This is a genomic window from Paenibacillus sp. NPDC058071 (genome assembly GCF_042885235.1).
GTDB lineage: Bacteria > Bacillota > Bacilli > Paenibacillales > Paenibacillaceae > Pristimantibacillus.
On sequence record NZ_JBHVSK010000002.1, the window covers coordinates 265,569 to 288,207 of the forward strand.

Sequence of the window (22,639 nt, forward strand, 5' to 3'; positions counted from 1 at the left end):
TATTAATAAATTTTTGCAATAGAAAAGGAATGCCGTTGCGATTTTACTTGCAGGCATTCCTTTTCGAGTCAAATGTGTTTATTCAATTATTATTTCGAAGCCGATGCGTACCATTCGTTTACTTCTTTCGTTACTTGGTCGCCGCCAGACTTCTTCCAATTTTCAACCATTTTATCAAACTCTTCGATTGGCGATTGGCCGTAAATAATCTTCGAGTAAGATTGGTTGATCAATTTGTTCAGCAATTCGTTCTTTTGCTTCATCGTTTCTGTCAAAGGACCTTGGAAGTAGTTTTTCATCCGAATGTCCTTTTGGTCCATAACAATCTTCATCGCTTCCAGGTTTTCCGGTTTACGAACACCAGCTGTTTGCGTTTCATAAGGCGTCACAGCCTCTTCGCCGTTATACAGCTTGATCATCGTGTCTGCATACAACGATGGGATACGAGCGCCGTCAAACGTCAGCGAGTAATAAACTGGTTCTACCAAGTGCGTACGGTCAGAGTAGCCAGGGAACAAGTCTGGATACTTTTGCGGGTCTTTCGTAATCGTTCCGTCCGGCAGTTTCGCCCAGTCATAGCCTTCTGCGAAGCCGTTCTCGAAAATGCTGCCCTTCTCAGGGTTCGCCCAGTTATCGAAGAAGAAGTTATAGTAACGAATAAGAGCTTCAGGGTTTTTAGCGTTTTTATTAATCAGCATCCAGCCATTAACGGATGGGTTGCCGCTTTGCGCGCCGATCTTGCCGTCTGGTCCCGCAGGAATCGGATACGCTTTATACCTCGCGCCAGGCACGTTGTTGAGCAGGTCGCCGAACGGCCAGTCTGGCAGCCAGTTGCGGCCTACGATCGCGCCCGCTTGACCTTTCGTGAAGAACTCAGATCCGGCTACTTCGTCTTTCAAACCGGAGTCTTTCGAGATGTAGCCTTTTTTCATCCAATCTGCCAGTGTTGTCAGCGCTTGTTTCGCAGTCGGATCAACCGAACCGTGCGTCAGCGTTCCGTCCGCACTTTTGTTCCATTGGCCAGGCATCGTGCCGTAAGCACCAAACAGCCAGCTTATGTCGGACATCCAGCCCAGGTACGTATTCTTGAAGCCAAGTGCCAGGCCGAACGTGTCCTTCTTGCCGTTGCCGTCCGGATCTTGGTTAGTGAACGCGTCCATAATGACTTCCAGGTCAGCTACTGTTTTCGGGGCTGGCAGGCTCAGTTTCTCCATCCAGTCTTCACGGAGCCAGAGTACCATGTCGTCATTGTAAGCGTAATCGAGAACCGGCAAAGCCCATTTTTTGCCGTCGCGTACGACTGGCAGCCAAGTGTCCGAATTCAGTTCAACCGCTTGCTTATATTTTTCGCCTGCGTATTTATCAAACAATTCGCTTACATCCATAAACTGACCGGAGTCGATCAGCATGTTGACCGTTTCGACATCGCCGCGATAAGTGACTACGTCCGGCATTTTGTCTCCTGAGGAAAGCATCATGCGAAGTTTCGTTTTGTAAGCGTCATTTGTATCAGTAACGATCCAGTCGTATTTGACATCGATGCCTAGATTATCCTTCATGTACTTCTGCAGGACGTTGTTTTCCATCGTTTCGCCTGTTTTGAAGTAATAGTTGGTACCAATTCCTTTAACCGTCGTCAATGTGATCGGTGTTGTATACTTTGTGCCGTCCCATCCGGTTTCGTCTGCGCTGCTCGACGAATTGTCGTTATCTTTGGCCGGTTCAGACGTTGGAGCATTTGTCGAGCTATTGCCCGGGTTGTTATTCGAGCCCGAACAAGCGGCTAATGAGAAGCCCAATGTTGCGACCAGCGAAAGGAGAAGCATTTTTTTCCAAGAGTTACGCATTTTTTTCCCCCCGTAAATTAATGAGAACGCTTTACTAACGCTCTATACACACTATATGACTGGATTATTTTTAAATAAATGCCAGAATCTTGTGGGCGATGCTAATTTATTATCCTCTTAGTTCTACTCTTTTACGGCACCAAGCACAATCCCTTTGACGAAAAATTTCTGCATGTAAGGGTAGATGATCAGTACAGGCAATATCCCGATAAAAATTTGCGCGGCCTTAACCGTGCGCTCCGAAAAGTTTTTGAGCATCCGAATATCGGGGTTCAATTTGTTGAAATCCTGCTGCACGATAATCGTTTGCAAGAAGGTTGCGAGCGGATAGTTGCGATAATTATTAATATAAAGCAGCCCGTCGAACCAAGAGTTCCAGTTGCCTACAATTGTAAATAACGAGATGGTTGCAATGGCGGGCATGGCGAGCGGCAAGTACACGCGGAACAAAATCGAGAAATGTCCAGCACCATCGATAAAAGCCGCCTCTTCCAGTTCCTTCGGCGTCGCTCTGAAAAAGTTCATTAGCAAAATCATATTAAAGACCGATACCGAAGCCGGCAGGACGAGCGCCCAAATGGTATCCATCAGATGCAAGTTGCGAATCAGCATGTAGGTTGGGATAATTCCGCCGTTGAACAGCATCGTAAATACGAAAAACCAAGCATACTTAGAGCGGCTTCTGAACAATCCGCCGTCTTTGGACAGCGCGTAGCCGGCAAGCGTAATGACTGACATGGTGATGATCGTTCCTAGTACGGTACGTCCAATAGCGATATAGAAAGCGCGCAGAAAGTTCGGGTTGTACATCGTCTTCGTGTAGGAATCAAAGTTGAAGCCAATCGGCCACAAGCCTACCAAATGAGCATTGGCTGGGGCGCTGGCGCTGAAGCTGAGCGCTAGTATGTGTACGATCGGAAGCACGCAAAGAAGGCCTGCAATGGTCAAGATCACATAGTTGAATGATGAGAAAATTCGATAGCCGGGCGATTTATGATACAAGTCCGCGACCTCCTCTTAGAAAATTTTATAATCCGCAAATTTGTAAGCAAGACGATAGCCGATCACGATCAAGACAAGGCCGACGAATGATTTAAAAATACCGACCGCTGTACTGAAGCTGTATTGTCCGTTCAAAATACCTGTCCGGTATACGAACGTGTCGATAATATCGCCTTTGTCATAGACAAGCGGGTTATACAGGTTGAAAATTTGGTCGAAGCCTGCATTCAAAATGTTGCCGAGTGCCAGTGTTCCGACTACGATAACAATCGGAAGCAGCGACGGAATCGTAATGCTGATCGTCTGTCTAAAGCGGCCTGCGCCGTCCACCTCCGCAGCTTCATACAAAGCTGGATTGACGCCTGCGAGCGCAGCCAAATATACGATCGTGCCAAAACCGAATTGCTGCCAAATGTCGCTGACGATAACAGTAAACCGGAACCAGTTGCCGTCGCCGAGGAACAGAATCGGCTCTAGGCCGAACCAGGTGTTCAGCAGCGAGTTGACGATACCGTCGGAGGACAGCATGTCGTTCAGAATGCCGCCCAGGAATACCCACGAAATGAAGTAAGGCAAGTAGACGAGCGTCTGCACCGTACGTTTGAACGGATTGTAGCGAACCTCGTTCAGCAGCAGCGCGAACGTAAACGGTACAATAATACTGAATATTATTTTCAATCCGGCGATTAGCGCAGTGTTAATGATAACCTGCTTGCTGTCCGGATACTCGAACATGAATTTGAAATGCTCCAAGCCGACCCAAGGCGATCCAAGCATCCCCATGTATGGCTTAAAGTCTTTGAACGCGATAATAATCCCGCCGAGCGGCAAATAAGCGAATATAATTTGTAAAATAACGGCCGGTAGCAGCATAACATGCAGCGGCCACGTACGTTTCACAAACACCCTCCACCCATTGCTCCATGCGGATCTCGGCCGTTCCGCACCTTTTTGGCCGGTTGCCGTATTTAACGTTGTACTCATCCTCACTATCCTCTCCGCATACGCATTTTGTCCTTCTTTTTGTTGCTTGCAGCTGCATCTGCAGCGTAGGGCATGCCAATTGACAGTGCAGCATCTTCCTGTATAGTTAGTATAGCAACGGGCTTTTTCGCTCGTCTGCGCCAAACATTTTAGAACGATACCCAATTATTTGTCACATCGCTCATTGTCCACGAGGAGGGGAGCGCTCTTGTCGCTTCGAGTGAATACGTTTACAAAAGTAATGGGCCTGATCGTGATGCTGCTTATTCCGATCATCGTCCTCTACTGGTTTTCGAACCGGACGAGTCTGGAAGTCGTTATGAACGAGGTCGAGAAATCGATGTACAAGGATTTGTCCTATTTTGCTGCGAAAACGGACGAGACTGCCTCACAGTTGGCGAGAAGCGGCCTCATTATCAGCGAAGACCTTAACGTGCGCAATCTTGAATTTATCGAAATCGCATCCCTTTACGAGCAAACCGACGAGAAGCTGCGGATCAGCGACAAGCTGCGCCTTATGAATGCCGCCTCCGCCTGGGATACGACGATCAGCATTTATACGCCCGCCACCAAGACATTCGTATCGACCAACTCCTATCTTCACTTCAATGAGGAACTGGTCGAGAAAAATTATTCGAAGGTATGGAAGTATACCGAGAACGTCGACAAGCCTTACCGGGGCCAGCCCCGATTCGTTCGCTTTATTACCGAGCCCTTGGACAGCACAGCCAGTAAAGCCGGCTTGATCGTCGAAGTCAGCTTCGCCTCCGATGAACTGGTCAAGGCACTCGAGCGCTTCAAGAAAGGCGGCAAGGGCGATGCCGTGTTCGTTTCCTCTGAAAACCATATTTTGTCCGTGAAAGGATCAGATAAGGATTTGCAAGCGGCGTTGCTGCAGCAGCTTGATCTGGAGCAGCTGTCCAAACAGCAGCATTCGCGGATTAAGCTCGACAAAGTCGAATATACGGTCAGCAGTGTGTTCATGCCCGAGCTCGGCTGGTACCTGTTCGACTACTTGCCGATTCAAGATGTCGTCCGTCCAATTACGACGAACAATCTTCTTTTCTATATCTCGATCTTTTTCCTGTTAATTGGAAGCACGGCTGCAGCGTATGTGCTATATACGAACGTTCAAGTGCCTATCCGGGAATTGATTCGCGGGGTTAAAAAGTTGAAAAAGGGCGAATACCCGAAGCTCAAGGTGTTCCATCCGAAAAACGAGTTCCACTTCCTGCTCGTCAGCTTCAACGATATGGCCAAGCAGATAGAGACGCTTATCCAAAATGTCTATCTGGAGACAATCCGCTCCAGAGATGCGAATCTGAAGCAGCTTCAATCGCAAATCAATCCGCATTTCTTATATAACTGTTTCACGCTGATCCGAAGTCTTACACGACTTGGCAAGCAGGATTCAGTCATGGATTTGGCTTTGCACTTGAGCCGTTATTACCGCTACACGACCCGTTCAGAGAAACAATCCGCCTACTTGCGGGAGGAAGTCGACTTGGTCGAGAGCTATCTTGCGATTCAATCGATGAATGTGCAGGATTTGAAATTCGTGATCGATATACCCGAAGCGATGCAAATGTTGGAGGTACCGCGCCTCATTCTGCAGCCGCTTGTGGAAAACGCCGTCATACACGGCGTAGAACCGATCGGCGAAGGCGAAGTTCGCGTTACCGGCTCACAGAACGATCGATACAATATTATTACCGTTACAGATGACGGCATCGGATTGACGGAAGAGAAGCTTGCTCAACTGCGCCTACAAATTTCGATGCCGCCGAGCGAGGACAAAGGCTGCGCCTTGTGGAATACCCGTCAGCGGATGCTGCTGCAATTCGGCCAAGAAGCCGGCCTTCGCATCTTGAGACGAGATAACGGCGGCGTTGCAGTCGAGCTCTACTGGCCGAACGAACAGTCTTTCTCCGCAGCGCCGGCTGCGGCCGCTAAGCAGGAGGTGCCTGCCCGCCTTCGGTCGAATGTCGAAGCTTCAAGCTCAGACCGCGACGGCGGCAGCACCTAGCTAGCTGCACCTGCAATTTACTCGAAGGAGGAATAACACAACAATGCGGCAATTGTTGATTATCGACGACCAATCGATATTGGTCGATGACTTGGCGGAAATGCTGCCTTGGCACAAAGCGGGCATTGACACCGTTTTTAAAGCATATTCGGGATATGAAGCGCTGGAAATTATGAACGAACAGCCCATCGACGTCGTGCTTACCGATATTCGCATGCCCGGCATGTCGGGATTGGAGCTCATTCGAGAAATTAAACAAAACTGGAAACATACGAAATGCATTTTATTGTCGGGCTACGCCGATTTCGAATATACGAAGCAAGCGCTGCAGTTGAGGTCAAGCGACTATTTGCTTAAACCCGCCTCCGACGAAGAACTGCTTGGGGCGGTCAGCAATGCCATTGAGGAATTGGAGCGCGAATGGCAGGAAATCAGCTCCATCCAACGTGCCATGTACTCGCTCAGAGAGCAACTGCCAAAGCTTCGTGAATATCTGCTGCTCGACTTGCTCAGCGGCAAGCAGTCCGCCGAGCCGCAGCGGCTCATGCCAAAGCTCGCGATGTATGACATTCCTTTCCGGAAAGACGACTCCTTTCATGTAATGCTGCTCAGGCTCGACGATGCCGGAGGTCTTTATGAGGGCGGAGATAGCGAGGCTTTAATCGACTATGCGTTGGCTAATATGGCCGAAGAAATATTCGGGGAACGAATGGATCTTTGGCATGCCAAAGATCCGCATGGCTTTCTCGTCTGCCTGCTGCGCGAGAAAGAGAGCGATGGAACCGAAGAGGTCCGCCTCGAAACCGAAGACTGGCTGGAGCGCCGCGCTTTTCAGTTGCAGCATGTCGTAAAATCGTATTTGCGCGTAGGCATTTCCGTCCTGACAAGCAAAGCGGGAAGCTTCCCCATTGACGCAGGCCCGATGTATCAGGCTTCTATCACCAACTTCCGGCATTTTATCGGCAGCGAGCAAGAACTGTTCGTTTCTCTTGCAAAGGAGCCGACGCGTGAAGGCACTCCTCCTCAGTTGCTCAGCGAGCTTTATCGGCCCCCCATGCTTCTGCAATTGCTGGAGATTGGGCAGTGGGAGGCGGCGGAAGAGAAGCTGAACGCCATTTTCGGAGAATTGGAGGGGCAGTGGAAAGATTCGCAAGAGCATGTGCTGGAGACCTATTTCTCTATTGCGGCGACACTAGCTGCACTCGTTCATAAAAACAAGCAATGGCTGTCAGACACAATCAGCAGCGATTTCCACGAATACGCCAACGGTCGTCCAATTGCCAAGGTCGAGGAGCTGCGAAGCTGGTCGTTCCGGGTCATCGAGAACTACCGCAATTCCGTACGCACCGAAGAAAAGGACTCCCGCTCGGGTATTATCCGTAAAGCCCAGGAGTATATCAATGAACATCTGGATAACGCCTCGCTGCATTCCATATCAGCGCATGTCTTCCTGAATCCTTCGTACTTGTCTAAAATCTATAAGACAGAAACGGGCGAAGGCATCAGCGAATATATGCTGCGAGCGAGAATGGAGAAGGCTGCTGATCTGCTGTCGCAAACCGAGGAGAAAATATATGAAATTTCGCAAATGCTGGGCTACCAAAAGCCAAGCTACTTCATCCAGCTGTTCAAAAAGCACTATGGCTTGACGCCGCAAGAATATCGCAACAAGCTGAATTGAAAGAGAAGGCCGAGCAGGCGGAGTGGAATGTCCACGCCTGCTCGGCCTTTCCTGTTTTTGCATGCGCGAACGTTACTTTTGTGAGCTTAACCTTTCGTCGTCGTTCGGACATACGAAGGGCCATGAAAGAAACGAAAGTAACGATGACTGTGGCGGATATGACGACTATGGTCGTTGTGATGGCTTTGGCAGCTTTGGTGGCTTTGATTGCTGTGGTTGCTGAGGTTACTGTGGTTGCTTGGTTGCTTTGGTTGCTTTGGTTGCTTTGGCGACTTTGGCGACTTTGGCGACTTTGGCGACTTTGGCGACTTTGGCGACTTTGGCTGCTTTGGTTGCTTTGGTTGCTTTGGTTGCTGTAGCTGCTTTGGCGACTAAGGTTGCTATGATGGCTTATATTACGAAGGCTGCGAAAGCAATAACTGCTTTTTTGCAGTTATTTTGCGATTTTATCCCCGTGAGCATACAATAACTGCTTTTTTGCAGTTATTGATTAGAGATATATCAGTTTCTGGGCCAACATTGGTTGAATAACTGCCTTTTTGCAGTTATTGTACTTGTTTCGAAGCATTCTCTTTCCAATAACTGCATAAATGCAGTTATTTTATAATGTACTAGTTAAAACCCAGGTGTGTGAGTCAGGGCACTGCGTCGCATGGGGAGAGTAGCAGTTGCTCAACATAGGCTGCTGTACCGCCCCAATGAAGTATCAATGCGATGCTATGCGTAACTGTAACGAAATTGCCGTTTGCCAGCACCCTCCTACCACGCATCTTCACTGCTCACTTCACACAACTTGGACCTTCGCAACATCTCACCGCACACCTCGCATCCTTGCAACTCGCATCTCACGCCTTCGCACTTCGTACCACGTACCTTACACCCTCTTACCCCGATCTTCCAACTCACATCACGCAACTTGCGCCTTCGCAACGTAGCACCACATACCTCACACCTCACTCCACGCGCCTTCGCACCACGCACAAAAGGCCGGCCATCGGTCGTTACAACCGAGACCAGCCTTTTACAAGACGGAAGCTGCAAGCTTCCTCCTCTTACCCTTTTGCCTATTCCGCCGCTTCCGCTTTGGTCAGCGCGTCTACCAGCTCGCCGTGAATATGGCCGTTCGATGCAGCTACATTGCGAACGCCCAAATGATAAGGCCGTCCCGACGTATCCGTTACTTGTCCACCAGACTCTTGTACAAGCAGCGATCCAGCCGCCAAATCCCAGCTGTTCAGGCCGATTTCCCAAAAACCGCTGAGGCGGCCAGCCGCTACATAAGCCATATGAAGAGCGGCCGAGCCGCCGGAGCGGATGTTGCGCACCTGAGGCGCCAATGCTTGCAGTCCCTTCATATTAAGGGGCAGAGCATATTGCTGATCCGCCGGAAAACCGGTCGCGACCAGACCACTCCCCAACGTATCCTCCGGGGACACGCTCATCCGCTTGCCGTGCACATATGCGCCCTTTCCTTTTTCGGCCAAAAACAACTCGTCCTTCAACGGGTCATAAACGACGCCAACGATAACCTCGCCTCGGTATGCAAGCGCTATCGAAACGACAAAGAAAGGGAAGCCGTGCACGAAGTTAGTCGTACCGTCGATTGGATCGACAATCCATAAGTATTCATCCTGCAGTTTCGACTCCAACGCCTTCGCCGAAGCTTCCGGTCCAGGCTCAACGCCCTCTTCACCAAGGAACGAATGATCCGGAAAATGCGTCAGTATAAGCCGTTTTATAAGCTTCTCCGATCCTTTATCGACTTCCGTCACCAAGTCCTGAGCAGACATTTTCGTATCTAATTTTTCGTAATTTCCAAGCTTCGTCTTAATCCATTCTCCCGCTTTTGCCGCACAATTAATGGCAACGGCCGTAAAGCTCTTGCGGCCGATAATGGCTCCGTCCTGCTGATCGCTCACGATCCATCACTCTGCTTTCCTGTTCATATTTCAAATAAATATCAGATCCGTCATCACTCAACCGAAATAGCAATTATATAAAAACAACAATTCTATTATACGTATTAACGCTTTGGAAGTTTCGTACCCTCCGCCCGTTTGCCGCCTACAGCTTAACAATCCCCTCTATGATCATTTGGCAGGCGAGCAGCAGCAACGTCACACGCAGCAGCCAAAGCAGCTTTTTACCGCTCATCCTGCTTGCGATGCGAGCTCCTAGTTTGCCGCCAATCCATGCGCCTGGAATGAGCGCAACAAGCAGCAGCCAGTCGATCTCCCCAAGCCAGCCGTGCATGCCGCTCCCCAGCGCAGAGGAAAGCAAAATGACAAACATTGAAGTCGCCGTCGCCACATGCGGCGGAAACCGAAAAAGCAGCACCATCATAGGCACAAAAAGCGAACCGCCGCCTATCCCGAACAGACCGGAGATAAAACCAACAGCAAATCCGATCCCCAGCATCGGCGCAATCGCGTAGCCGTAAATATGCTCCTTGCCGGAGGCGTCGGTGAAGTTTCGCTCTATCGGCCACTGGCGCGAAATCGGTTTCAAAGAGTCGCGGGCGATTAACAGGACGGCCATCAGCAGCATAAAAATGCCGAAGCTCAGCGAAAATGCGCTGCCCTGCAGCCGTCCGGTCAACGCTGATCCGATCATCGCGGCCGGTCCGCTTGTCGCAAACAGCAGCAAGCCGCTGCGAAAATCAACGATGCCCTTTTTCGTATAACTTAACGTCGAGGCAAGCGCCGTTACAATCAGCATCGTCAGTGATGTTCCGACCGCCGTTGCGTGGCCGATCTCTTGACCCGTAAGCTGCGGCCCGAGCAGCATAAGCGCCGGTACGATAATGATTCCGCCGCCAAGTCCGACAATGCTGCCGAACATCGCCGCAACGACGGCAAGTATCGCCAGCAAGCCCCATTCCAGCAAAAACAACGCAATCCCCGCTTCCTCCACCGCCGCCGTCCTGAGCCTACGGTTTTATTTCAATACTTCCACCGTCAATTACTTTGACGCCTTCTCCGCGTGCTTCCAAAGCTCGAAAGTCCTCCATCAGTTTAAGCAGCGCGCTGTCCTTGTGCTTCGCTTCCAGCATACAATCGACGCGCGAGGTCTGTCCCGCAATCCGCCTTAAAAAATCGAGCAGCGGCTCCGCCTCCACATTGTCCGCATGGCTTCGCCGGTCCGTTTCGCCCTTCGGACTCGAAGCATGAATTTTCGGAGGAAGGCTCTCTTCCTGCAAGCCGAGCAGACGTTCTTCCTCCCGCCAAGTACGCAAAATGCGCGGCCACAACCCGAGGCATAGCTCGTCCATTGAAATACCGCCGTCGTTTACCGCATGATGATGAATGTCGAGCACCATAGGTACGCCTGTCGTTTCCGCAGCTTCCAGCGTTTCTTGGACGTTGAACGTTTTATCGTCGTTTTCCAACGTTACGCGCCGCTTCATTCGCTCGGACAGCGAGCCAAATTGCTCGATGAACCTTTTTAACGATCCGGGTTTATCGCCGTAAGCGCCGCCGACATGAATATTGTTTTTCACCGTCTCCGGCAGCCCCATCGCTTCGATCATCCGAATATGATGCTCCAGATCCCGAATCGAGCCTGCCAGCACCTCGGGACGGGGCGTGCTCAATACGCAAAAATGATCGGGATGAAAGGAAACGCGCATCCCTTTCTTTTGCACAAAATCACCCAACTCGCTGAACGAATCCGCAAGCGCAGAATACGGATCCCAACCGGCAAGCGCATCATGCGTCGCCAGCGGAATAAGCTTGGAGGACAACCGATACACTCGAATGTCATGAAAAGCCGCATGCTTCATGATTCGCAACGTATTATGCAGATTTTCACCTGCAATGCTTTCCAGCCTTCGAACTGCCGCTTCGCGGTCATCCAGCTTGGAAAAGCTTTTGTAGGTCATTGTTTTAGAAGGAGAGGCATTTTCCAGCTCTAGGCTCATTGCTACGAATCCGAATCTAACAATCATTGATTACTCTCGCTCTCCGAAAAACATTTCATGAGCGAGGGCAGTTTGCACCCTCGCTTCCTCTTCCGTCAGCTTTCTCACCAGCTCCATCTCCACTTCCGTGATCTCTTCACCTTGAAAGTTAATTTCTGCAATGGAGGCGAGTATACGTACGATCGCTATCGCCTGATTGGAAGGCGTATAAGCAATGACCTTTTGACCGGTCGGAAAAACACGAAAACCGCTCTTTACCATTTTACCCCTGCCATATTCCAACAATTCATAAAGCTCTTGCTCCGACTTGAATTTGCATACCGAGTTGAATTCCGTCGCGAATCCCATTATTCATTTCCTCCTGTTCGTCAAATGCCGCTGCCTCCAAAATCGATGGACTGCTTGTCGGCGTAGCGTTTAAAAGCCAGATCGATCAGCCGGTCCAGCAAATCCCGATAGGACAAGCCCGATTCCTTCCACATGAGCGGATACATGCTGAAAGGCGTAAATCCCGGCATTGTATTGATTTCATTAATTAAAAGCCGGCCGTCCGATTTGCGCAGAAAAAAATCGACGCGGGACAGGCCCGATCCATCAATGGCAAGAAAAGCACGCACAGCCATGTCCCGCGCCGCTTCGGCAGTCGCCGAGGGCAGGCTCGCGGGAATATGCATCGTCGATTTGCCATCGATATATTTGGCCTTATAATCATAAAATTCATTAGAAGGCGCAATTTCTCCCGGCACCGATGCTTTCGGATCTTCATTGCCCAGAACGGCAACCTCAATCTCCCTCGCGTCGACAAACTCCTCGATAATTACTTTGCGATCAAAACGAAAAGCATAATCGACAGCGGCGATTAGTTCATCACGGTTCTTCGCTTTTGATATGCCGACGCTTGACCCCAGGTTGGCCGGTTTCACAAAGCACGGATAACCGAGCGAAATTTCGCATTCCATAATGAAATACCCAGGGTCCTTCTCCCACTGCGACCGGTTAAAATAACGGAACACGCATTGCGGAAGCCCCTCCTGCGCAAACGCCTTTTTCATCGCGATCTTGTCCATCCCGACCGCAGAGGCGAGAACGCCCGTACCGGCATAAGGGATGTTCGCTATCTCCAGCAGCCCTTGAATCGTGCCGTCCTCGCCGAATGTGCCATGCAGCAGCGGCAGGACAACATCAATTTGCGGCTCGGAGCCCGTCCCGCCGTCCGTCTTTGCGAGCTTTCCGAACAATGGAGCAAGAGGGAAGCCGCTCTCTGTCGCAGTCAGCTGCAGTTCCTGTACACTTCCCGGCTTTCCTGCAAGCGTGGCTCCCCTTCTCCACTCGCCCAGCTTTGTAATATAAAATGGTGTTACATCATACTTGCTATAATCGAATTCGCCGGCAACGGCGAATGCCGTCTGCAGGGATACTTCGTGCTCGCCCGACCTGCCGCCGTAGATTAATCCTACATGCACTTTTTTCGTCATCCGCGCACCCTCCGCTTCGTGTGGAATGGAATCATGCCCTTCAAAAAAAGTCCGCAAGATGAAAAAAGCGGTATTTGGTCTGTTCAGTCCATGCGTACGAATCGCGATAATCCCAGTAACGATGCCGGCTTGGCACCGTGTTCGCATTGACGAGCGGCATTCCCGCGGCGTCGAAAGCCGTAACGATCGTGCTATGCTCGAACCGTCCATCCCCGTTCCAGTCGTACGTAATGATGTCGCCAAGCTCGAGCTCTTCGGCAGAAGACAACACTGTCGCCCTTAAACCGGAACTGCGCTGCGCAGTCAAATATTTGGCCAGCGCATTCGAGACGGACCAGCTGTAGCTCCACCACTCCCGGCCACCATTGCGACCTTTGTACCACCAGCCGCTATCCCTTTTACCAGTATAGTTCATCGGCGCATTGCCTGCAAAGATCGCTTGAGAAGTATAATTTGTACAATTCACCTCGAATTCTTCATATGACGAATTGGCCTGATTCCACCATTGGTCAGCGTACGAGGCCGCCAAATCTCGCCTGTACGGCGTGCCAGCTTGCCGGTATCTTCGCTGCGGGAACAGGTCGGTGTTCAAATAAGGCGTCGAGCTCCATAGTATTTCCCGTTCGCCAAATGCCTCCGGATCTTGAAATTCGTCTTGCTCCACTCCGTATTCCGATAAACCAAACCGTGGGCGCCGTTCTGCAATAATCGGCTCAACCCTCGCTATGCGCCACTCTGCTCCTTCTAGCGACAGCCAGATCCTTTCGGTTTCCGATTTCTCTTCTACATAATAGAGTCCGGCCTGTTCCATTTGCCGTTTCATATGCATCCTTAACAGCACCGCCGTTTCCAGCGACGATTCATTGACGCGAAGCAGTTCCGCCTTCGTCTCGCCTCTGGCCGGGAGACAGCCCCGCAGCAGATCGCGATGGCGCAGCCGCTCCATCCTTCCGCGCAGCCTAGAACAGTGGTCGGCATCACCGATAAAGCTGTCCAACACTTCGACATGCTGCTCGGTCTCCGCTTGATTGTACAGGCTGACATAGCGGTGAATAACCGCCTTCCAGCCCTCCCCTTGCTCTTGACTGCCAGTCCGGTAATCCGAGGAACGCAGCAGCGAGTTCAGCTTCGACCGTTGTGGACCTCCGGCTGCGACCGACCGGCTGCTTCCTGGGGCTACGCGTGCATTTTCAGCCGCAGGGCGTCCGCCTTTCGGCATTGCGCGATCGCTGTTGTTCGGACCTGGGCGGTCGCTGCTGTTCAGCGCAGGGCGATCGCCTTGCGTCGCTGAGCGATTACTCCCCAGTGTTGGGCGCGCATTATCCGATGTCGGAAAATCACTCTTGGACGTTGGATGTGCGTCATCCGACGTCAGATGACCACTTTTGGTTGTTTGATGTGTGCCATCCACCGCTTGACGGACGCTCCCCGACATCGAAGGTCTGCTATTTGTCGGTGTGCGTACACCTTCTGCTGATTGATGACTTATCTCAGATATTGGGTAGCCGCTGTCTGCCACTGGGTTACTACTCTCCAACTTCGGTTGACCACTGCTTGGCGCAAGGTGACCACTACCGTACGTTAGGCGTACGCCATCCGCCGCTGGGCGGATGCTTTCCGAGTCTTGATGTGTCGGCGGCTGCTTCCTTCCTGTTCTATTCCCCTGCGGCGCTCGTATCCCGAATGCCGCGTTCAGCAGCGGCACCTGTCTAGCGGCACTTTTGCCCGTTCCCGATCCGGCCGTACGCGAAGACATCGCTACCCCTCCCATCCACACACGCTGGTTCATTATATGAGAGGTTGGAGGCAGCTATACACGTACGGGCCTTGCTCAACTTCCCAATACCCGTATGCACTACAGGTGATAGCTCGGTTTTCTCGCTGTAAGGCGCTTTGACGCCTTACGGCTGGCTCCGGATCTAGCCCGCTTTGCTCGCTGTAAGGCGCTTTTGAGCCTTACGACTTCGGGATCGTGCCGTTTTGCTCGCTGTAAGGCTCTTTTGAGCCTTACGGCTCCGGATCGCGCTCGGATTGCTCGCTGTAAGGCTCCTTTGAGCCTTACAGCTCCGGATCGCGCTCGGATTGCTCGCTGTAAGGTTCCTTTGAGCCTTACAGGTCTGGATCGGGCTCAGTTTGCTCGCTGTAAGGCTCCTTTGAGCCTTACAGGTCTGGATCGGGCTCAGTTTGCCCGCTGTAAGGCTCTTTGAAGCCTTACGGCTCCGGATCGCGCTCGGTTTGCTCGCTGTAAGGCGCTTTTGAGCCTTACGGCTCTGGATCGGGTTCGGTTTGTATCTCTGTCAAGAAAGTAGACACGCTCATTATGCAACCTGGTGCTGCTCGTAATTAACTTTTTTCACACGAATGTGGGGTCATCTAAACAATAGACGAATGAATGCGAATGCGGTTGTAGCCAAACTCGACTCCTGTAAGACGGAAAACCGTCTTACAGACGCATATCCGGCGCTCATTGACTCCTGTAAGACGGAAAACCGTCTTACAGACGCATATCCGGCGTTTATTGGCTCCTGTAAGACGGAAATTCATCGTACAAACGCATATCCCGCACTCACTGGCTCCTGTAAGACGGAAAAGCGTCTTACAGACGCATATGCGGCGTTTATTGGCTCCTGTAAGACGGAAAAGCGTCTTACAGACGCATATGCGGCGTTTATTGGCTCCTGTAAGACGGAAAACCGTCTTACAGACGCATATCCGGAGCTCATTGGCTCCTGTAAGACGGAAAACCGTCTTACAGACGCATATCCGGCGTTTATTGGCTCCTGTAAGACGGAATACCGTCTTACAGACGCATATCCGGCGCTCATTGGCTCCTGTAAGACGGAAAACCGTCTTACAGACGCATATCCGGCGCTTATTCCTCGCTGTAAGGCTCCTTTGAGCCTCACGGCTTCGGATTGGGCTGACTTTGCTCGCTTTACGGCTCCGGTTCGGACTCGGTTTGTTCGCTGTAAGGCGCTTTTGAGCCTTACGGCTTCGGATCGAGCCCGCTTTGCTCGCTGTAAGGCGTTTTTGAGACGGACTTGCAGCAACTCGCTCGCTTTCGAGACATTGTCCGTCGAGCCGTCAACGGAATGCCCTGCCCTTCGCATTTCGCCTTTCGCCCTTCGCATTTCGTCTTTCGCCTTTCGCCTTTCGCCTTTCGCCTTTCGCATTTGGCATTTCGCCCTTCGCTTTTCGCCTTTATCTTTAAGATTGCCACCGCACTTCTCAAATGAGCGACATGAAGAATGACACGAGCAGGCTCGCTGCAACAAGCACAATTGCGCATGTCAACAACCCAGCTCGCATCATGAAGATAGCAAAAAGCGCAAGTTCCGCGGCTATAGTAAGCCTAAGAACTTGCGCTATCCTTTACACTTAAGCCGAATTCATGCTCCTACAAGGAACACATCATCTAGACCTAACTCACTCCTGCACGACTACCCTTCCGAATAAAACTCGAAGCGGCCACTCACAGTAACACTCATCCTCGAGAAGCAACTACTTCATCATAGTCCCCATCCGTTTCGCGGATTCCATAATGATTGGCGCGTACTCTCTCATTAACGCAAGCGTCAACCTGCTGGCCGGACCAGACAAGGAGAGGGCCGCAGCCAGCCGGCCGTTCCGATTGATAATCGGAGCCGAGATCGCAGCTACGCCGGATTCGCGCTCTTCGAAGCTCGTTGCGTAGCCTTGGTTCAATATCTCTTCCAACTGCTGCTTGTATGGGTCCGGATCAATCGAAGCCAGCCAAGTCGGATCGTTCATAATCTGCTCTCTCACATATGCGTCGGCATAGGCGAGGAGCACCTTGCTGGAAGCCCCCGCATAAAGCGGCAATCTCGCACCAACCGGTGCAACCCGCCTTACAGGTTGATTGCTCTGAACGGCTTGAATCCGAATGCGCTCCAGTCCATCGCGGACATAAAGGCTGACCGTCTCTCCTAACTTGTCCCGCAGCCGCTCCATTTCCGGTTGCAGGATAACGGCGGGATCATCAGTAGTCGACAAGTATGCGGACAGTTCCCATACCCTGATCCCAAGGTGGTAACGGTCTGTTGCCGGATCGCGCTCAATGAAGCCTTTATCCTCCAGAGTGGCAAGCATCCGATGGACCGTACTTTTGTGCAGTCCAACCTTCTCGGCGATTTCCGTCATCGCATAATCCGTTCCCGTCGTAAAGCAAAGCAATATATCAAGCGCCCGGTCGACCGCGCGCACATTCGCCTTTCCTTCTTCCACCTGGAAAAACCTCCTTCTTTGCCCGCGCCATTCCGTTTCGTTCAATGAAATTAATTCTCATTTCAGTATATCGCAATCAGAAGGCAATCGTAAAGGACGCTCTTTCATTACAGACTTGTTACAACGAGTTAACAATACATCGACATCAATTGACAGGCCTTTTCGCCCGGAATACGATAAAAGTACTAATATGATCTTGGTCGTTTGGCCCTTTTAGAACAATAACCATTACGGATAGGCATAAACCTTTCGTCGTATGATTCTCGCACAGATTTGTTCATAACGGCCTTTTCTGAACCATTTAACTTTTTGAACGCATGCCGAAATGCTAGTCTATCAGAATCAAAATCGATACCTCGATTACTTATTACCGCGTGGCCGGCAGTGACGGAACGATTCCGAACTCCACAAGAAATTTGAAGCGCTTACATCTTGAGATTAGATGGAGAAGGGGGTTACGAGTATGAGCACCACGATCATGAACCCGCTGCCGCAGACAAGCGGCTTTCCGCAAGTACTGCAACCCGTTCCTGCGGCAGGAACACTACCGCCGATCAAACGGCGCACGGGATCGCGTCGCTATCATCTGCTAATTGCAGCAACTGCGGCCGTTACCGCCTTCTGCTTGCTTGTCGTTCTTGTTTTCTACGGCTACGTGGCTTGGATGCTCGCTTATCCGTATGTAGCGCCGCTTACCTCCAATCCCAAAGCGGCAGTCGGTCTCGATTACGAGGATATCGTCTTCCCAAGCCGTAGCGGCAAAACAACGGTCGGCGGCTGGTACGTGCCGGCAAACTCAGTTAACGACACACTCGGTTCGACCTCGCAGAAAACCGTTATTTTCAGCCATGGCTATGGCGCAAACCGCGAAGAAACATGGGTGCCGATGTACGATCTGACCAAGCTCCTAAACGGTCTTCATTATAATGTTATCCTATTCGACTATGGTTACGCCTCTCAAACGTATAAGGCTCCGGCAACGGGAGGTCTGGAGGAATCACAGCAGTTGCTTGCAGCTGTCGACTTCGCGAAGCAGCAGGGCGGCAAAGAAATTATTGTGTGGGGTTTCTCCATGGGGGCCGGCACAGCTCTGCAAGCGGCGCTCCAATCCGATGAAATCGACGCGATGATTTTAGACAGCTTGTTTATCGCAAGCCCGGAGACGCTCTATCATAATGTAACGCAATTTGTGAGCCTGCCCCGTTTTCCGTCCATGCCTTTGATCGAATCGCTTATGCCGCTTTGGTCCGGCGCCAATCTTGAGCAAATTCCGGTCGAGCAGATGACGACCAGCAGCTTCTCGATTCCGATCTATATCGTACACGGAACCAACGATGCGAAAGCAACATACCAGACGGCGGAGACCATTGCCGCCAGTCAAGCCAATCCGTTGTCGCGCTCATGGATCGTCCCTGAAGGGCAGCACGAGATGTTATTCCGCCAGCATCCAAAAGAATATATCGGACGCGCTGCGCTGTTCCTCAGTCAGGTTGAGCAGCAATTGTCAGACAGTGAAGCTTAACTTAGAAAGGGTTAAGTATGCGAAGGAGCCTTCAAAACCACTATAAAAGTGGAATGGAAGGCTCCTTTTAAATTAAATATCACATGCAATGCGGGGGATGAAATCCGAAAAGGACTATCCGAACAGCCCCGTTTACTTTATTCTTTTGTCAGCAAAGCCCCAATCTTAGGGTCGAGCATCAACACCCGGATAATCATCGATGCCGCCTCGGCGCGCGACGTCATACGATTGGGATGGAAGCGCCCATCCGAATCGCCCCGCGCTACGTTCGCTCCGGCAGCGGCTTCAACATAAGGCTTCGCCCATGGAACGGAGCCCAGATCATCAAATGACTTTATGCCAGTCTGCAACGCTTGCAGTTGCACTAACCTAAACAGCATCGAAGTCATTTCGGCTCGGCTGACAGGGTCGTCCGGTTTAAATAGAACGGTCGATTTACCGTTCACAATACCATTCGAAGCCAGCAGCCGGATGGCCTCTTCATAGCGATGACCGTTTATATCCGAAAAATCTGCGACGATGCTGCCTTGCGATAACGCAAATGCGCTAACCAACATTTTGCTAAATTCGCCTCGCGTCACCTGCTTGTCCGGCTGAAACGATTCATCAGGGTATCCATTTACAATGCCCAGCTTGTAAGCCGTCCGAATGTCTGAAGCTCCCCAATGAACGTCCACATCCGTCAAACGGACCGGACGATTGCTGTTGAGCGCTTCCTGGATGGCCTGCATCGTTTTTTCTTTGTCAACCGCTTGAATAAATACGCTATTCACTTCGTTGACCGGCGGGCTTGGCTGCGGCGTTGCCGACGGCCCGGATGTCGCCGAAGGTCCTGACGGTACCGTTGGCCCCGGCGTTGCCGTTGGCCCCGGTGTTGCCGTAGGTGCCGGCGTTGCCGTAGGTTCGGGTGTTGCCGTAGGTGCCGGAACTACCGTCAGCGTCGTTGCCGAGCGATAGCCGTTATACGTCGCTTCTATCACTGTACTTCCCGATTGCAAGCCTAGAATCGAAGTTCCCGAAACGCTTGCGATTGCCGGATCGAGCGACACAATTGCCGCATGTTCGGTGACGTCGAGCTGTTGGCCGCTCGTATACACGGCATTCACTGTCACTTCTGCTTGTTGTCCGACTTCAACCGAATTCTCATTAAGAGCGACTTGAATTTCGCTTAAGAAGCTTTCACCAATTGTCTGCGTCACAACAGCGTCCGCATATCCCGCCGCTTTCACCGTCAATGTATGGACCCCTTCAGTCAGCGCGCCTGCCTTAATCGTGATTTTTCCAGGTGAGATTTGAATGTCGCCGGATGGAATCGCCGTTCCATCCTTCAGCACTGCAGTAATCTCGTTTTCCCAAGAGGTATTTTCCGCAAACGTTATTTCAATAGGCGTATAGGCATCGTTATCGGTCGTATCCGCCGTCAATGCAGGCGGCGCAAGCAGAGTCGTAACTGCGCCGGTTAAGCCGCCGCTGAGATTTCCGGCCTTGTCAATTGCCTTAACCGTATAACGATATTCCGTTCCTTCGTTCAATCCGCTAAACGAGTAGCTGGTTATATGGCCCTCGACCGTTGCGATAGGCGTTACCCCTGCTCCTTCGTATATTTCGTACCCGTCCACTCCACGGTTATCCGTCGCCTGAGACCAGATCAGATCAACTCCAGACGCCGTTGCGGCAGTGGCATTAAGCGCGGCACCCGAGCCCCATGTCGGCGGGATAAAGTCTTCACTAATTAAAACTGATATATCATTGGAGCTGCTGTTAACGGCCACTAGGTCCGGAATGCTGTCTTTATCAAAATCGCCTGCCGTGACAAACCTTGGATAGGCGCCAACAGGAACCAACTGCTCCGGACCAAGAGATCCGTTATCCTGCCCCAAGCTGATTCCGATAATGTTCATCACCTCATGCGATACGACAACGTCCAGACGACCGTCCAAGTTAAGGTCTACAAGCTGAATCGATCTAGGGTGCAGAAAAACCGGCAAATTAGCGTTCGCCGTAAACGAGCCGCCGCTATTGACAAACACAATAATTTTTCCAGCCAGCCTGTCAGCTACTACTATATCCGGAGATCCATCGCCATTCATGTCGCCGATGGCAGCTGCACCAATATCTGATCCTGCATTTAAAGTTATCGTTGTACTGAATTGTCCGTTTCCTGCTCCCATCATTACAATAACTTGGCCGGAAGTTCGCGGCACTACAAGATCAAGAATACCATCTCTATTCAAATCGCCGGTCGCCATGATTTGCAGCATACCACCCAGGTCGAAATCCGATTGATAATTAAAAGTTCCATTCCCAGTACCTTTATAAATAACTACATACCCGTTCCAAGTCGAGACCGCTAAATCGAGATTGCCGTCCTGATCAAAATCCTCGGCCAAAACCGACCACACGACACCGCCGTTCTTCACGGAGACGATTGACGGCACTCCAAATGTCCCATCTCCGTTCCCTAAAAAAACGGACAAATTGCCCGAATCATTGGCCGATACAATGTCGGGAATCAAATCGTTATTGAAATCGCCAACGGCAACATAACCCGAGCCCCCGGCCCCTGTCGAATAATGAACGGCACTGCTGAACGAACCGTCACCGTTGCCCAATAATATAGAAATGCTGTTTGAGCCGCTGTTGGCAACAACTAGGTCCAAATTGCCGTCTTTATTAAAATCACCCGTTGCGGAAGCAAAGGGAAAGCTCTGCACAGCATACCTTGACTGATTGCCGAACCCTGCTGCCTGAACGGAAAGCGGAGACAGAACTGTCACAATCATCAGGACCGCCAACGCAAGCGGCATCCATTTTCTTTTCCCCATTTCAATCTATTTCCCCTCTATGTAAGATTCAATCTATCACTCTATTAACAAATAATAGCATAATCGAAATCGAATATCCTGCGTCCCCAATAAAAAAGCGGCGGGCAATCGATGACAAACAAATGTCTCGGTTACCCGCCGCTTTTGAGCTGCGCTCATCTATTCTTTTATCAAAGCCAAAAACTCGGAGCGAAGCGCCGGATTGGACCGAAATTCCCCGCGCACGGCGGACGTAACCGTCTTGCTTCCCGGCTTCTTCACGCCACGCGAGCACATGCACAAATGCTCGCCTTCAACGACAACCATAATCCCTTGCGGGCTAAGTTCCTCTTCAAGCACGTTCGCGATTTGAGTCGTGATTCGCTCTTGCACCTGCAAGCGGCGAGTAATCGCCTCCACCAGTCTAGCAAACTTGCTTAAGCCGGCAATTTTGCCGCTTGGCAAGTAGCCAATATGCACTTTTCCGAAGAAAGGCGCCATATGGTGCTCACATTGACTGTAATAGACAATATCTTTAACGATGACAAGCTCTTCGTGCTGCTCGTCGAACGAAACGCCGAGCACTTCGCGAGGCTCCACCTCGTAGCCCGCAAATATTTCCTCATACATGCGGGTTACTCGCGCCGGTGTTTCCAGCAGCCCTTCCCGCTCTACATCTTCGCCAACCAGCTTTAAAATCTCTTTGACATGATATTCGATTTGCTCTCGGTTGCGAGATACCGCCGAATTGACGTAATCTTTTCTTCCCGCCATTCGATGATCCATCCTCTCCGGCCCCTATCCGCAGCCAATAGTTCTACTTGCGAGGCATTTTTTGATTTTTCATCATGCTCTGGGCACGCTGCATTTGTTGTTTGTTTAAGTTGTAACCCATTTGCTTCGCCATCTTCTGAATCATTTCCGGATCGCTCTGCATTTTCTCAAGCTGTTTGCGCAAATAGAATACGCCTGCAGCAAAACCGCCGATAGCTCCGACGATAAGTGTTACGATCGGGATAACAATGTTATACCAAGCCATTATAAAATTCACCTGACCCTTTCCTATCTATAACTCTCGCTGTCTATAATGACCATTATAATAGCATGTTCCTCGAACGCGTGCAAACGGCTGGA

Annotated in this window: 17 protein-coding genes; 4 read left to right on the forward strand and 13 right to left on the reverse strand. The window is 51.0% G+C overall.

Annotated elements, in window-relative coordinates:
- Positions 1-89: 89 nt before the first annotated feature.
- From ACFVTB_RS03995 to ACFVTB_RS04005, 3 genes are all read right to left on the reverse strand, one after another.
- Positions 90-1,847 (reverse strand): extracellular solute-binding protein, encoded by a 1,758-nt coding sequence (locus ACFVTB_RS03995; RefSeq protein ID WP_387745529.1) that lies wholly within the window; start codon positions 1,845-1,847, stop codon positions 90-92.
- 123 nt (positions 1,848-1,970) lie between these two features.
- A complete protein-coding gene (locus tag ACFVTB_RS04000; protein WP_387745532.1) occupies positions 1,971-2,849 on the reverse strand; it encodes a carbohydrate ABC transporter permease in 879 nt (292 codons plus the stop codon).
- 15 nt (positions 2,850-2,864) lie between these two features.
- Positions 2,865-3,722, reverse strand: coding sequence for an ABC transporter permease (locus ACFVTB_RS04005; protein WP_387746181.1), 858 nt, complete (start codon positions 3,720-3,722; stop codon positions 2,865-2,867).
- A 319-nt stretch (positions 3,723-4,041) separates the two neighbouring features.
- Between ACFVTB_RS04005 and ACFVTB_RS04010 the strand changes: the two genes are divergently transcribed.
- The 3 genes from ACFVTB_RS04010 to ACFVTB_RS04020 all read left to right on the forward strand — a co-directional run bounded on the left by ACFVTB_RS04010 (position 4,042) and on the right by ACFVTB_RS04020 (position 8,009).
- Positions 4,042-5,859 (forward strand): sensor histidine kinase, encoded by a 1,818-nt coding sequence (locus tag ACFVTB_RS04010; RefSeq protein WP_387745535.1) that lies wholly within the window; start codon positions 4,042-4,044, stop codon positions 5,857-5,859.
- A 43-nt stretch (positions 5,860-5,902) separates the two neighbouring features.
- Positions 5,903-7,540 (forward strand): response regulator transcription factor, encoded by a 1,638-nt coding sequence (locus ACFVTB_RS04015; RefSeq protein WP_387745538.1) that lies wholly within the window; start codon positions 5,903-5,905, stop codon positions 7,538-7,540.
- Between the two features lie 238 nt (positions 7,541-7,778).
- Positions 7,779-8,009 (forward strand): hypothetical protein, encoded by a 231-nt coding sequence (locus ACFVTB_RS04020; RefSeq protein ID WP_387745541.1) that lies wholly within the window; start codon positions 7,779-7,781, stop codon positions 8,007-8,009.
- Between the two features lie 595 nt (positions 8,010-8,604).
- Here the strand turns inward: ACFVTB_RS04020 and ACFVTB_RS04025 are convergent.
- The 7 genes from ACFVTB_RS04025 to ACFVTB_RS04055 all read right to left on the reverse strand — a co-directional run bounded on the left by ACFVTB_RS04025 (position 8,605) and on the right by ACFVTB_RS04055 (position 17,179).
- Entirely contained in the window at positions 8,605-9,462 is an 858-nt protein-coding gene (locus ACFVTB_RS04025) for an inositol monophosphatase family protein (RefSeq protein WP_387746182.1), read from the reverse strand.
- Positions 9,463-9,604: 142 nt separating this feature from the next.
- The gene (locus ACFVTB_RS04030; protein WP_387745544.1) at positions 9,605-10,453 is read right to left on the reverse strand and encodes a sulfite exporter TauE/SafE family protein; all 849 of its coding nucleotides are present in this window, start codon (positions 10,451-10,453) and stop codon (positions 9,605-9,607) included.
- Between the two features lie 16 nt (positions 10,454-10,469).
- Positions 10,470-11,486: a UV DNA damage repair endonuclease UvsE gene (uvsE, locus tag ACFVTB_RS04035; protein WP_387745547.1), complete on the reverse strand. Its 1,017-nt coding sequence runs from the start codon at positions 11,484-11,486 to the stop codon at positions 10,470-10,472.
- Positions 11,487-11,489: 3 nt separating this feature from the next.
- Positions 11,490-11,807: a hypothetical protein gene (locus tag ACFVTB_RS04040; RefSeq protein ID WP_387745550.1), complete on the reverse strand. Its 318-nt coding sequence runs from the start codon at positions 11,805-11,807 to the stop codon at positions 11,490-11,492.
- A gap of 20 nt (positions 11,808-11,827) precedes the next feature.
- Positions 11,828-12,934 carry a D-alanine--D-alanine ligase gene (locus tag ACFVTB_RS04045; RefSeq protein WP_387745553.1) on the reverse strand — a complete coding sequence of 369 codons (1,107 nt, stop codon included), beginning with the start codon at positions 12,932-12,934 and terminating at the stop codon, positions 11,828-11,830.
- Positions 12,935-12,974: 40 nt separating this feature from the next.
- Positions 12,975-14,690, reverse strand: coding sequence for an amidase domain-containing protein (locus tag ACFVTB_RS04050; protein ID WP_387745556.1), 1,716 nt, complete (start codon positions 14,688-14,690; stop codon positions 12,975-12,977).
- A gap of 1,745 nt (positions 14,691-16,435) precedes the next feature.
- Complete coding sequence (locus ACFVTB_RS04055; protein ID WP_387745559.1) at positions 16,436-17,179, reverse strand: IclR family transcriptional regulator; 744 nt, start codon at positions 17,177-17,179, stop codon at positions 16,436-16,438.
- 463 nt (positions 17,180-17,642) lie between these two features.
- On the opposite strand from ACFVTB_RS04055, the gene ACFVTB_RS04060 reads away from it, so the two are divergent.
- Positions 17,643-18,701 carry an alpha/beta hydrolase gene (locus ACFVTB_RS04060; protein WP_387745562.1) on the forward strand — a complete coding sequence of 353 codons (1,059 nt, stop codon included), beginning with the start codon at positions 17,643-17,645 and terminating at the stop codon, positions 18,699-18,701.
- Positions 18,702-18,838: 137 nt separating this feature from the next.
- Here the strand turns inward: ACFVTB_RS04060 and ACFVTB_RS04065 are convergent, their stop codons facing one another.
- From ACFVTB_RS04065 to ACFVTB_RS04075, 3 genes are all read right to left on the reverse strand, one after another.
- Complete coding sequence (locus tag ACFVTB_RS04065) at positions 18,839-21,526, reverse strand: FG-GAP-like repeat-containing protein (RefSeq protein WP_387745564.1); 2,688 nt, start codon at positions 21,524-21,526, stop codon at positions 18,839-18,841.
- A gap of 159 nt (positions 21,527-21,685) precedes the next feature.
- The gene (gene folE / locus ACFVTB_RS04070; protein ID WP_387746184.1) at positions 21,686-22,279 is read right to left on the reverse strand and encodes a GTP cyclohydrolase I FolE; all 594 of its coding nucleotides are present in this window, start codon (positions 22,277-22,279) and stop codon (positions 21,686-21,688) included.
- A gap of 43 nt (positions 22,280-22,322) precedes the next feature.
- A complete protein-coding gene (locus ACFVTB_RS04075; RefSeq protein ID WP_387745567.1) occupies positions 22,323-22,544 on the reverse strand; it encodes a YneF family protein in 222 nt (73 codons plus the stop codon).
- Between the last annotated feature and the right edge of the window lie 95 nt (positions 22,545-22,639).